The 12112-nt window shown below is 55.2% G+C and carries 12 protein-coding genes; 3 read left to right on the top strand and 9 right to left on the bottom strand.

What is annotated here, in order from left to right:
• The first annotated feature begins 269 nt into the window (after window positions 1-269).
• Both ACXJ5O_RS09180 and ACXJ5O_RS09175 read left to right on the top strand, forming a co-directional pair.
• A complete protein-coding gene (locus ACXJ5O_RS09180; protein ID WP_457299623.1) occupies window positions 270-1511 on the top strand; it encodes a hypothetical protein in 1242 nt (413 codons plus the stop codon).
• 1 nt (window position 1512) lies between these two features.
• A complete protein-coding gene (locus ACXJ5O_RS09175; RefSeq protein ID WP_457299622.1) occupies window positions 1513-1686 on the top strand; it encodes a hypothetical protein in 174 nt (57 codons plus the stop codon).
• Window positions 1687-2094: 408 nt separating this feature from the next.
• Here the strand turns inward: ACXJ5O_RS09175 and ACXJ5O_RS09170 are convergent, their stop codons facing one another.
• The 8 genes from ACXJ5O_RS09170 to ACXJ5O_RS09135 form a co-directional block, all read right to left on the bottom strand.
• A complete protein-coding gene (locus ACXJ5O_RS09170) occupies window positions 2095-2313 on the bottom strand; it encodes a hypothetical protein (RefSeq protein WP_457299621.1) in 219 nt (72 codons plus the stop codon).
• Between the two features lie 4 nt (window positions 2314-2317).
• Window positions 2318-3754 carry a terminase large subunit domain-containing protein gene (locus tag ACXJ5O_RS09165; protein ID WP_457299620.1) on the bottom strand — a complete coding sequence of 479 codons (1437 nt, stop codon included), beginning with the start codon at window positions 3752-3754 and terminating at the stop codon, window positions 2318-2320.
• Entirely contained in the window at window positions 3751-4185 is a 435-nt protein-coding gene (locus tag ACXJ5O_RS09160) for a terminase small subunit (protein WP_457299619.1), read from the bottom strand. The genes ACXJ5O_RS09165 and ACXJ5O_RS09160 overlap by 4 nt, the downstream gene beginning before the upstream one ends.
• Before the next feature lie 143 nt (window positions 4186-4328).
• The gene (locus tag ACXJ5O_RS09155) at window positions 4329-4814 is read right to left on the bottom strand and encodes a hypothetical protein (RefSeq protein WP_457299618.1); all 486 of its coding nucleotides are present in this window, start codon (window positions 4812-4814) and stop codon (window positions 4329-4331) included.
• Between the two features lie 226 nt (window positions 4815-5040).
• Window positions 5041-6966 (bottom strand): DUF3631 domain-containing protein, encoded by a 1926-nt coding sequence (locus ACXJ5O_RS09150; protein WP_457299617.1) that lies wholly within the window; start codon window positions 6964-6966, stop codon window positions 5041-5043.
• 858 nt (window positions 6967-7824) lie between these two features.
• The gene (locus ACXJ5O_RS09145) at window positions 7825-8190 is read right to left on the bottom strand and encodes a helix-turn-helix domain-containing protein (protein WP_457299616.1); all 366 of its coding nucleotides are present in this window, start codon (window positions 8188-8190) and stop codon (window positions 7825-7827) included.
• 78 nt (window positions 8191-8268) lie between these two features.
• Entirely contained in the window at window positions 8269-8823 is a 555-nt protein-coding gene (locus ACXJ5O_RS09140) for a hypothetical protein (protein WP_457299615.1), read from the bottom strand.
• 83 nt (window positions 8824-8906) lie between these two features.
• The gene (locus tag ACXJ5O_RS09135; protein WP_457299614.1) at window positions 8907-10253 is read right to left on the bottom strand and encodes a tyrosine-type recombinase/integrase; all 1347 of its coding nucleotides are present in this window, start codon (window positions 10251-10253) and stop codon (window positions 8907-8909) included.
• Window positions 10254-10529: 276 nt separating this feature from the next.
• Here ACXJ5O_RS09135 and ACXJ5O_RS09130 point away from each other — a divergent pair, with 276 nt between their 5' ends.
• On the top strand, window positions 10530-11300 hold the full coding sequence (locus tag ACXJ5O_RS09130; RefSeq protein WP_457299613.1) for a membrane-anchored protein: 771 nt from the start codon (window positions 10530-10532) through the stop codon (window positions 11298-11300).
• 65 nt (window positions 11301-11365) lie between these two features.
• On the opposite strand, the gene ACXJ5O_RS09125 is transcribed toward ACXJ5O_RS09130, so the two are convergent.
• Window positions 11366-12067, bottom strand: coding sequence for a glycosyltransferase (locus ACXJ5O_RS09125; protein WP_457299612.1), 702 nt, complete (start codon window positions 12065-12067; stop codon window positions 11366-11368).
• Window positions 12068-12112: the final 45 nt, after the last annotated feature.

Raw genomic sequence — 12112 nt, 5'->3', positions numbered from 1 at the left:
GAAATATGATCGGTCCGTTCCCGGTAGTCGTAGAGGTACGCTTGCGGACCCAAGGCACCGTGCCGCCCTTGTACCTTTCATAAATTAACACGAGCCGCGTTATTATAATGCAGCCAGCGCCTGCATCGAAGTCTGGGCTAGCTAGCATAGCTGTACGTTTTCCATATGCGCTCACCATTCTCCGAGCACGATCACTGGCGGCAGTAAGCTCTTAAGGCGAATTTAAACGAATTGTGCCCTAATCGTGTACTTGGACGCAGGGGGAGCGGATGACAGCAGAAATCGCTATTTTGAACAGGTCGGCCGTTGCTTTAGCAGCCGACAGCGCCGTTACGATAGGCGAGGACAGGGTCTGGAAGCACACAAATAAGCTCTTTTCAATGTCGTCATCCAATGACATTGGCATAATGATATATGGATCAGGCGATTTTTGCGGCATATCGTGGGAAATAGTGATCAAGCAGTTTAGAAAACACATTGGGAAAAGAAGATTTAAAAAACTATCAGAGTCGATTGAAGAATTCAAAGTCTTTCTTAACAAGTTTATCACGCCGAATGAAGATATTTCCAATATTAGCATTTATCAAATTTGCATATCGACCATTTATAGTTGTTCAAAGAAGGTAAGTGCCAGCGGAAAATTGAAACGCCGTCGCCAGTTCATTGGTATTGCCGAAAAGCTTGCCGACGACGCGGATGAATTTGAAACAATACTTCCAAATCTCACGCGAGAGACCTTTAAGAAAAAATTCTCTAAATCTATCCGGGGTTTCTTGGAAGAAGAGATGAAAGTTCACGTAACTAATCAAATGCATTCAAAAGTGATAGATGTCTGCTTCGAACGGACACGGCGAAGTTACGCATCGTCATTCGTGACAGGCGTCGTTTTTGCCGGATACGGATCAGACGAGATACTGCCTTCGATCGTTGAACTCAATGTAGATGGTCGTTACACGAACACCGCGCGTATATGGATCGAACGAAAGCACGACCTGAACAAAGCCCTTGCACCAGCCATCGTGATGCCGTTTGCGCAGTCGGATATAGCCTATCTTTTCATGGAGGGCATGCAGCTTGAGTACCTCAAGTTCATTGAGAACACTTTGGCGGGTGTGTTGGAACAAAAAAGTGAACGGCTTGTTGACCAGTACGTTGCCCAAGCAAACCGGGTCGTCGAAAACGCGACGCAGACTGCCGACAATAAAGTTTTGGTAAAAGCGTTTATGCGAGAGTTTGGCAAAATGCGGCAAGAAGACGTTATAAAGCCGATGCTGAAGGTTATAGCTTCACTCCCAAAGGAAGAGATGGCTGCGATGGCAGAATCTCTAGTCGAGATAACGTCTTTGCGCCGCAAGATCGATTCCAAAGTAGAGTCGGTCGGAGGACCCGTCGACGTAGCTGTCGTGTCAAAAGCAGACGGATTCGTTTGGATCAAACGAAAACACTATTTTGATTTAGAGCTGAACCATGATTTTATGGTACGGCGGACGTTAAGATTCGAGGGAGATTGAAATGAGCGAAGCCATGGACGAAATCTACAATGAAGCCTTCGCCCACGTTCCTGAAGAAATGCTTCAGATGATAGCTAAGCGCCATCGGCCGCTGACGATCAGAGAGCGTAGCGCGGAAGCGGTAAAGCGCATTTTTGAGGCTGTCGATGAAGACCGACGTGTTAGAGAAAACTAGACGTGTGCTTTTAGGCGTTTGGCGGCCTTTCTAACTATTGGGACATGACTTTTCGTGTCCAGGGGTCAAGCTCGGGACGCACCCCAACGCGCCGAATTATCGGATACGGCACGATCCATCGCAAAGTCTTTTGGATATACCTTATGCGAACTGAGGAACTTTCTGGTCTCCCAAAGATGCTTTAACTGCCGGTGGAACACCTTTCTTATTGCCTGCTTATGCTCAGCTAGCTTGTCCGGCCGATTGCCAAGCGCATCGCGCTGATTTGATCTTAACTCAGCGTCGTAAATCGGCTTAAAGCGCATCCACGGTTCCCCTGGCCCACGGCAGTTGCCGAGTTTTCAAGGCCTTGATGACATGGTGCCGCTCTCTCAGTTGCCACCACGACTCTAACCACGACTTGACACGTCAATTGGGAAGGCCAGTGATGCCAACCCGCTCTTCCGAATCGGCGAGATCCAATTTCGCCTCGAGACAGGAAATCCGTCGTACCTCGTTCCACAGCAAGTCAAGTTTTTCATCTATCGCTTTGAGGGCATGATCGTCCCCGACTTTCTCTGCTGCGTCGCGCACCACCTCAAGATCGCCTATCCGCTTGTCCAACATTTCAAGTTCAAGTTCAAACATGGCATCATTCCCGCAGTTCATTGAGTCGAAAGGCGTTAGCAACCAACCAAGGGCTTTTGGAATTTACCTCTTCATCAAACATCGATCGATAGGGGCRAGCCATACACGCATAGCGAGTTTGGTCGACCGCATGATCCTCAAGATCGGTATCCAGGTCCTCCGGGTGATTTGCATCATGCTGCATGATGGGCAACGTTCGAACAATTTCACGGCAGGTGTTGAAAAAATAGATCAGGGGTCTACCCGCATCATCTCCCTTCAACCGGTGACGAAGCTGATCCCAGCCTCCAGCCCGCTTGTCGGTCGATCGCCTCGTATTGTCGGCCCGCCTAAAGCTTACCCCCTGACGAAGCATCGTCTCGGCAATGCTCGGGCCGGAAATGACAGCAAAGGCGGCTGGATCGATGATGCCGAACGAAATATGTTCGCGTTTACGGCTCTCCGGATCAGTCTCGCGACTGACGATGCCAGCGGCAACCTCCTGTGCGGTCAGCTTTAGCCCGACGTTTGGCTTCGCCGGCTGCATCCCATACCATTCGCGATATTGTACAATGGCGTTTCGCGGCAGAACCCGCCCGTCATGCTCCAGGTCTTCCTGTACGACCGTCCACCAGCCAACGCTGAACGGCGCCGCCGAGCCCCAGTCGAGGGAGCGGTATTTCGTCCAAGCCTCAGGAACAGGAAACGATGCTATGACATGCCGCTTTGCATCCCATTCGTTAAAGAACGCGCCCTCGACCACGCTCCAATCGCCTTCGAGCCATGCCCGAACCCGCTGGGGTGATCCTACGCTCTTCAGGCGGTCGATGTAGCGGGGATCGACCTCGAGCAGCTTCGGATTATCTGAGACCTTTGCCGGAACGAACACTCGGCTGAGCCCTGAGTCCGGATCTATCACGGTTCGGTATTCGCCGGGGTCTATGGCCCAAGCCTTGACCCAGTGGTGACCGGGCCCACCGGGATTGCATGTACACTTCATCTGGCAGGGAACGCCATGCGCGGAGCGCAGAGTCGCGAGGAGCGCCATGAAGGGTTCCGCTGACGAGAGCTGCGTTAATTCTTCTACATATACTCTTGTTAAGGACCATCCTTGGAACGAAGCCGCATCCGCCTCACTTTCAAGATAAGCCATGTCGAGCCGTCCACCCGCTTCGAAGAGAAAGTAGCTACCATGCTCGCGCCAAGTAGCCRCCGGCCCGTAAAGCTGTTGGGCAATGACAATGGTATCTTTCAAGTCGACGCGATGTCGGCGGATCATCAGGCCGCGGGCATGCGGCCCGTATTCGTCGGCATGAAGCCAGAAGTCGCCCAAAGCGGCGAAAGACTTTCCGCCGCCTCTGGCACCGCCATAGATTGTGATGTCGGCAGGACTGTCGATGAAGGCCTGCTGCGGTCCGGGCTGCGGGCGAAACCCGACTTCGATGATGCCTGATTGTTTCATTGCCGCGGCGCGTATTTCGCCTCCCATTCGGCTACCGTCATTCTTGGCGGTGTGGCAGGGTCGCGAGACGGTTTTCGGGTGACCGTCTGCTCCACCTCAGCCTTGTCTACAATAAGACCGAGAAGCTTGGCTTGTCCCATGACGGCGGCAACCCCGGCAGATGTCTGGCCATTTTGAATGGCGATGTCTCGAAGGCGGTCAAGGTCGGCGACCAGGCCATCAACTGTCTTAGCATGTTTCATTGCTGCAAGTTTTTGCACTTCCGAAATACGAGCTGCCACGTAAGGATTAGTAAGGAGCTCGTGAGCCCCGTTGCGAGCAGTTACTTCCTTTTTTGCGGAATAGCCCGCCGCCTTATACGCAGCAGTGGCGTTCATCCCCCTCGCTACAAGGTTTTGGACAAAACATTCCTGTCGGGCATTGAGTGTCATGGTGGTAATATAATACCGCATCGTATAAAGGTGTCTACATCCAAGTCCGTCTCTTGATGGCCCGATTTCAAGGCATGGAGTAAAATCTTGCCTTGGATGGTACGCGTGACTGCTGCGAACAATCACGCGCACGAAACATCGCATCAGAACGGGATCTCGTCGTTGAGCTCGGCAGAAATGTTGCTCTGCGGTTGCGCAGGTCGGTCAGCTGCCGGTTGCGATGCCGCTGCGTAGCCGTTGCTGGAACTGTTGCCCTGCATCGGCTGCAGCGGCGGCACAACATTTGGACTTGTCTTTTGGGCAGGAGGTACACCGCGCATATGCATGATATTGCCGGAGCCATTGAGCACATTGCCCCAACTGGTGGACATCACGAGCCTGCTACCGGGCCAGCCGGCTGTGTCGTCGCCCAAGTCCTTGGCTAGAATGAGGGCATTGGTCTTGTTGACTGTGACCTCCATAGTCTTTCCAACAAGCGCCAGGACATATTTGGTTTCGCCATTGTTGAATTTGTGCTGGCGTACACTGGCGATGGTCGCGGTGAGTTCGTTAAGGCCGTGTTCCTTCAGAAATTCGACCAGCCATGTAGCCGTTATAAATGAGCCGRCATAATCTTGAGAGACTTTCATTTTCATTTCCTTTCTGTTCGCGGTTCCAGTTTGGCAGGTGCCGCAATCGCCTGTACTTGACTTACTTGCCACTTCAATCCGTGCACCCGTTCACAGCGTTGATTTCATTGGAGTTTTCGGTATTTCAAAGCGTACACAAAATCCCATCGGTGAACGGTTGCGAAAGTCAAAACCGGCAATGAAATCAACGCTGTGAACGGATGTACGGATTGAAGGGCGAGTAAGCTCATGATCGGCCTCCGTAGCGTTTCCACGCATCATCGAAGGCGGCCCAGAGATATCCCTTGGTGCGGTTTTCCCTCGGACCGACATTGCCCGGCCTGATGTCGTATGGCTTCAGCAGCCGGGCAATGGCGTGCTGGGTAATCGGCTTTCGCATCCTACCCCACTCGCTCCACGGCCGGTTTTCGAGCTTATGCAGCTGCTGCATCAGCCCGGCACTGGAAATCTCGGCCTCGACCCCGCTTGCCTGGTCGGCCTCATATCCGGCTCTGCCTCTATTTTTCAGGTCTTCGAAAATGCCAAGGCAGTCGGCCAGCAGCGTCAGGGCCGGCTCTTCGTAATCATTGTCGTCGGCTGTGCCGCACAGGTTGACTGCGGCAGTCCTCGCCCTTCGGCCCCATACGTCCCCTGCCAAGTCGGCGATCGCCAGCAGGGGTCGCCAGCCATCAAGCTCACGGTCGTTCAGGCTTTCCGGGACTTCGGGATCGGCAACGGCCAAGACAGTTGCGTTGTCGATGGCGAATCTTGCTGCCTTTCTGCCGAGTAGAGTCAGGTGATCAATCCGGCGGCGGTCGAACCGCTCCTTCCTCTCTGATTTCTGCTTGCGCCGCATTTCAATAATGACGGACCGGTCCATTAGCGTCGTTGGCATGTTGCCGATCCCGGCCAGTACGGCGGGGGCGAAGATGGGAAAAAGTTTTGGCTCATGGTCATCGCCAACCGTGCGGCCTATGATCGCCTCGGCGTAGACACCTTCATTTAAAACAGCGCGAAGCTCCTCGTTGTGTGACAGCCCGGCATTGTCCGCCTCATCAAGCAGCAAAGTCGGGCTGAAAGCGGCGATAGAGCGAAACAACATTGCCGCCGATACTCCGGACAGGGGCAGCGGACGGCGCACCAGCTTGCTGATGATCCTGAGCAGGGTGGACTTGCCGCACCTTTTGGTCGGTGAGCGGATGAGTAGGCGCGGCGTGTAGTCAGTCGCCTCGATGCAATGGGTATGGACGATCCACAATGCCACCGCGACGATTTGGTCACCGTCGATCGAGAGATAGGTCTTGAGCGCTGTTCCGACGCCCACCAGGAGTTCGGCAGCGTTGGCTGGCTCATCGTACGGTTCAAAATCGGGTAGCCTGAAGCGGAAATCCTCTTCACCGCCTACCTTTTCGCGGGCTTTGTGCAGCGCGCTTTCGATCAGGTTTTCGGTATCGAGCCCATCGAGTGGCGGAAGGCAGGTTCCAGCCATGTCTGCGATGCGGTGGCGAAACTCGGTCTCGTCCAGCTTCCCGTCGACGACTTCGTGGGCAAGTGCCCAGCTCGCATCCCGCACAACGTTGTGGCGATCACCTTCCTGCGTCGCTTCGATTTTCGCCGACCATGCATTAAGTTTCTTCTGTCCCGGTGACCGTTTCAACCGCGCTAGGACAGAATTGGGCAGGGGCGCCAACGCGGTGAGGTCGCGACCATTGACCAACTGATAGTGCTTGCCGTCGCTACGCACCGAGTTCGGGGCGATCACCATCCTCCCCTCCGCAAGGAAATCGACGCCTTCACCTAGCGTCCCCGACTTCAGTTCGCCAGCATAGGCGTAATAGATATGACGCCCGCTGCCGGCTGTAAGCACGGTAGCCGTCGAGTTCGGATCTATGTCTGGAAATGTTTGGATCGTCTTGAACCCGTCGGAAAGTCCGTGCTTGTCGATGTCGACGACCACGAAGCCGTTGACCTTGCCGGTGCGCAGACCGATGCAGGCGTTCGGCCATTGCTCCCACCAAGTGCGCACCTGATCTGGATCCTTCGACGATCCGGGGGCGCCTTTTACCAGCGCGTTCGTCCAGTTCATCGTCAGCGCGTGTTTATTAACTGGGTTGACGGGCAGAACCGTGAAACCCTGCGACGCATAGGAAAGGGCGAGCTCAAGCGGCGTCATGGCCGATACCCATGTCTACGTAGGAGGGCACACAGCCAATTCGTTTGCGGTTGGGAGGGCTCGCCAACCCATCTAGTCATTCTCTCAACGAAATCCCACTCTTTCGCGCTCAGGAGAGAAGCGAAGTTATCAAGCAGCCATTTCGCAGCGGCCTGGTGGTCGATTTCATCAGCTTCGGCGTTGTGAACGCTTCCTCCGCGACCACCGTGTAAACTGGCGATGCACCGGTCCACTTGCTCGGCCAACCAATACAAATCGTGGCCCTCAAGCGCGAGGCCTCTCTTCAGCGCGTCACGTGCCGCCACGACCTCGCCAGGCTGGTCGCTGCTTAGCATCAGAACGATCTTTCCGAGCGTTGCCATTTCAGTGGGCCTCGGGAGCATGCGTTGAGACGAGGCGCACGATCCTGCCGCCCGTAACTGAGTTTAAATCGTAGCGGACGCCTCTCTTGTGATCGCCCAGATTGAGGACGAGATCACATGGCGAAGACCGAACTTCGCGACAGTTTGCGGCACGAGGATCGCCTTGGTCGGGTGATTTGTAGTTGATTGTGTCAGTAGCAAGGACATGATGGCCTGCATCGCGCGCCGTTCGCGCAATTGCGTCTGGCCCGCCTGCTAGTTCAAACATGTTTGGCTGTAGTCGCTCGGTCCGAAGTACGGCACGTATGGCAACGGGCGAAATTTCATAGAGGTCCAGGCYGCGTTCGGCCTGTGGTGCGCGCATTAGCATTTCGGTTCCTCATTGAAGTTGAAGAACCACTTGGGCTTGACGCAACGGAAGCAGAGCAACATATTATGAGCACTTTGCAAATGCCCTAAATTGCCTGCGAKCCGCCGGTCATCAGCCGGCGGTTCGTCATTTCTGTGTCTGGTGACGCCGGGTCTTCCCGCTGGTGGATGCGGACTCGACTACGTCGGTCGCGCCCGTTTCCGAGCGAGCATCACTATTGGGAATGTTGATAGCAGCCTCATCGGCCAGCGGTCGAAATTGTGCGCGGGGCAGCCCACGCAAATATCCTTCCAGATCGTCGAGAAAAATTAGCGTCCGGCTACCGTTCTTGTAGGCCACGAGCTTTCCGGCCCGCAGGTCTTTGTAGATTTGCGCCCTGGACAGACCTGACGCGTCAACGGTACCTGGAATATCAAGCGCGACCCGTTTAAGGGGCGCAACCGAAACCGCCGTATAGCCGGTGGCCGTATTTGAAATCTTTGGGAAACCCATGATGCTACTCCACGTGCGTTGGTTGAAGTAGCCTCCCAGTATAGTCATGGACGACAGCTTGTCGTCTAGTATTCTCCCTCAAAAATACCCCTTTATTGTTGCATTGTCCTCCAGCGAGGTCTTCGCTTCCTCGCGTGCCGCAATCCAACGGCCATACTTCGCGTGTGCCCGCTCTACCGTCGCTCTCGATTTTCCCGTGATTTGGGCGACTTTGTATTTGACTTCATTCTTGTGCACACGGCCTCCGGGACGCTCGTTACGCAACTTCAACATCACGGCATGATACATTTCGGCAATTTCGTAGTGCTCTTTGTCGGCCGTCGGACGTCCGGGTCCATTACTCTTGAAGAGTTGTAATAGATCGCGGGCCACTTGCCGCTTGCCTGAGGCGCGAATAATCCGCAAACTTTTTGCAAGCACTTCGCGAGTCGTGGGCTGATCGGTCCCTGGCTTGTCATATATCTTCAAGGCCGCTCTATCGTAGAGCTCGTCTAATTTGCGGCGGTTTGTCGTTCGAGCGTCCGCTTCAGCGAAGGCCCTTTTTGCCACAGCTCTTTCCCACAACGGCAAAAGCGATGCTGGCGAATGGATCCAGCTTGGCTCGGTCGAAATGGAGTCGCTATCGTTAGGCATGGCGCAATTCTCCCGAAGATCGTAGGGCTATGGGCTACGAGTAGTATGATCCCGATTCGGTCGAACGGCCTAGCCCGTCGCAATCATGCCGAGGCGACCTCGAACATAACTTTCGCATTACAACCTTCCGAGACAAGCGGAATCAGCGCACGCCCGGCGAGTTCGTCCATGGCGTCGGTAATGACCGAAGCATAGTGGCGCTCGATCACCGCGCTCGACGTATCGTGCAGCGAGGCGGCCAGCCGGATCGGCAAACCCGATTTGAGCATCCGGACAATCGAGGAGTGCCGCAGCGCATAGGGAATCGTATCTGCCGGCAGCACCGCCCGGTTCACGATCAGCGCCCAAGGCCTGGACAGTTCCGAGGCATTGAGCCACGGTCCGCGCGAAACGCGCTCCCAACGTGGCGGCAGCCTTTCGGTCGCCTTGGCCTGACGATGCTTCCAGCGCTCGAGCAGCGGATCATTTGCCCGTCGACCGGCAATGGCCGGCCGCAGCGCATCGATAACGTCATCGCCGACGCGGACGCCGGTGTGACTGACCTTTTTGTTGCCTCGGCCTTTGTGGCTGGTCGGAACCATGATGCGCCCCTGGGCGATCTGAAGATCGGCGACACGGATACGTGCAACCTGGCTGAACCGTGCCCCGGTGCTGGCGAGCGTCAGGACGAGACGCCACAGATCGCCGTCCCAGCCCGCCTCGGTATCGACCACCCGGGCCGCCTCAATGATCGCGCGCACGTCCCTGTCGGACAAGGCCGCCCCGTCGCGTGCTTGCGGCGACGAGCCTTCCGCCGTCGCAAGTCCATGCTTGATGATCGTCGGCATCTCGGCCGGGAGCTGTGGTCGATGCTTCTTCGCTGCCAGGTTGAGGCAGGCTTTAAAGTCGTTGCTGATGCGGCGAATGGTCGATGGTGACAAACCGGCAGGGCGCTGCTCAAGCCAGCGTGCAAGCCGTCCTTCGGTCAGTTCCTGAAGCGCGATATCGGCGATGTCGTCGGTGAGCACGTGAAGGGTAAGGCGGTTCCTGGCGTCTCCCCGCAGGCGATGCTGCGACCGCTCGCGGGCATCGCGCATGCCGACATAGGCCTCGACCGCCGAGCGGACTGTTGGCGCGGGGCCATCGACGGCAGCCCGATCCGCTGCCCGCCATCGGGCAATTTGGGCGGCGACCGCTTTCTTGGCGCCTTCGTAGTCGAGAACGACGATGCCGTCTGCGTCCAGCACGTCATCGGCGACGCCAAGCCGCGCATGCCGGTAGTTTTTGCCACCGAGATACTCGATGGCCTGCCAGATGCCGCCGCGTTCCTTACGCTGGTAGCCGATAGCCGTGCCGGGACCAAGGCTCCTGCAATACGGCCGCTTGCGCACCTTGAGCGCCCTGCGGGCGTTGCGGGTGGTAATGGGCGCGTCTTTCCGGGTCCGGGCCATGAATGTCCTCAAGTGGTACCGATATTAGTACCGATATACATCCGGGGGCAGCCAAAGACAACAGTAGATGCCCGCTTGACAGAGGATAACAATTTCAAATAGTTATGTGAACGGGGGTGGACGTCCGTGGACAGGTGATGGCGTGAAAATGCGGTTAAAAAGGCTCTCTCACGGCGCAAACAGGGGTTCGATTCCCCTTGGGCGTACCAGTATATCCGCATATCATAACCTTTATGCGCGAGGATGTTCAAACCGCATTGTGAAAGGCCGCGCTTTATGAGGTTGCCTCGGTTTGAAATCCTGACCAAGATCCGGCGGTCTGTGATTTACAGGATTTTGCGACCCCGCGCGCCGGCGCATCCGGTTGAATTCACGGGACCAGTCGTTGTCGTAGGGTCGGCACCCGTTTCGACGGTTCCCGCCGGCTTCGGCACACAGTTTCATGTGATCACAGTCAACGGTTCGCAAAGCATTTTGGACAAGTGGGGAGTTGACGCTCCGGATGCGACCTTCATGCAGTTTAATCAGGTCGAGGGACAAACCACCAACGCTGTGCACGTTCGCAAGGTGCTTGACGGAAAACGTACACGGCTCCTTTACGTCGTACGCTGGCCTAAAAGCTTGGACCTGCTTAAACAAGGGCTCGCCGCGTTCAACTATTATTATGACGACGTGAAGGTGATCAACCGCTTCAAGCGTATGGCGATGTACGAGGCTGTCATGGGGGGGCTCAACGTCGAAATCGATGATGATATGAAGTTCTCGAATGGGATTACGGCAGTTTTTTATGCCATTCTGAGCGGAGCCAAGGCTGTAATCATCAGTGGGATCAATCCCGATTCGTCAGGACACATTTACAACGATGCCAATCTGAAACGTTTGCACGCAGGTACCGACAAGCAGATACTACAGGTGCTTATCGATCGAGGATATTCGCTTTACACTGCTGATCACGAAGTCGCTAAAAAATCCGGCCTTCCACTATGGACAGACGAGACTTTCAGCAGATTCAATGCGTTAAAGGCGGACGCATCGTTTCGCGCTTAGCGGTATAAACCGCGTGTCGTTAAAGGCAGCGCGGTTTATTATTGCAAATCCGGACTATCGGAGATTCAGATAGTTTTCCAATTCGGATCGACAGCGCTGGCGGCCGCGCGCCACTCGTCGGCGTAGTCCACATTTTGCCAATCCTTGAACCAAGGTCCGCCATTGGTGAAGTGGACGGCGTTTGGATAGCCGTTCGTCGGCTTTTCGTTCCAGCCTTCCAGCCAGTTCCATTCAACCGGAACCTCGCCAATTTCGTCGTCTTGCGCCCATTGCATCCGGTGTAGATAAGCACCGCTCTCCCGATTGATAAGTTCCGGAGTGAGTTGGCGTGTCGACGGGTGATCACAATTGAACAGCATGAACGATGACCAGTTTTTGCGTGGATAGCTGGTCTGGACCTTACCGTCCATCTTCGTGCCTTCCTTCGGCGTATAGTCGTGCTTGACGCAAACCACTGCTTTCGTTTCATCCCGGTATTCGAGCAGTTTCGCTACATCGCCGAAGAACAGGAAGTCACAATCGCAGAATAGTGCCCACCCCTTATAGTCAGCGAGCCAGGGCGTGAAGAAGCGAGAATAGGTGAACTCGGTTGAGGCGAGAGGATCAATATCACGTGTATACGCGCCTTTTTCCACGAGCTCTTCCAACTTGATCGGAATTACTCGAACGGGGATGGTTGCATGTTTCAATACAGTGCTCTTGGCGACCTCATAGGCGATCGGTTCGCGTGAGTCCCATCCCACGTAGATATCAAGTTCATTTTGCATAGTGCCTCGCTTTATATTCTGAGAGTCAGGGTAGGGTTTTAAACC

Source organism: Phyllobacterium sp. P5_D12 (genome assembly GCF_054049495.1).
Note: the sequence above shows the minus strand (reverse complement) of the source record. Positions and strands in the feature narration are given on the sequence as shown.

Excerpts from the sequence above, each read along its gene's own strand:
- ACXJ5O_RS09160 (WP_457299619.1), bottom strand. The coding sequence starts at position 4,185 with ATGACACTCAATGCCCGACAGGAATGTTTTGTCCAAAACCTTGTAGCG.
- ACXJ5O_RS09125 (WP_457299612.1), bottom strand. The coding sequence starts at position 12,067 with ATGCAAAATGAACTTGATATCTACGTGGGATGGGACTCACGCGAACCG.
- ACXJ5O_RS09145 (WP_457299616.1), bottom strand. The coding sequence starts at position 8,190 with ATGGGTTTCCCAAAGATTTCAAATACGGCCACCGGCTATACGGCGGTT.
- ACXJ5O_RS09135 (WP_457299614.1), bottom strand. The coding sequence starts at position 10,253 with ATGGCCCGGACCCGGAAAGACGCGCCCATTACCACCCGCAACGCCCGC.
- ACXJ5O_RS09170 (WP_457299621.1), bottom strand. The coding sequence starts at position 2,313 with ATGTTTGAACTTGAACTTGAAATGTTGGACAAGCGGATAGGCGATCTT.
- ACXJ5O_RS09180 (WP_457299623.1), top strand. The coding sequence starts at position 270 with ATGACAGCAGAAATCGCTATTTTGAACAGGTCGGCCGTTGCTTTAGCA.
- ACXJ5O_RS09140 (WP_457299615.1), bottom strand. The coding sequence starts at position 8,823 with ATGCCTAACGATAGCGACTCCATTTCGACCGAGCCAAGCTGGATCCAT.
- ACXJ5O_RS09175 (WP_457299622.1), top strand. The coding sequence starts at position 1,513 with ATGAGCGAAGCCATGGACGAAATCTACAATGAAGCCTTCGCCCACGTT.
- ACXJ5O_RS09130 (WP_457299613.1), top strand. The coding sequence starts at position 10,530 with ATGAGGTTGCCTCGGTTTGAAATCCTGACCAAGATCCGGCGGTCTGTG.
- ACXJ5O_RS09150 (WP_457299617.1), bottom strand. The coding sequence starts at position 6,966 with ATGACGCCGCTTGAGCTCGCCCTTTCCTATGCGTCGCAGGGTTTCACG.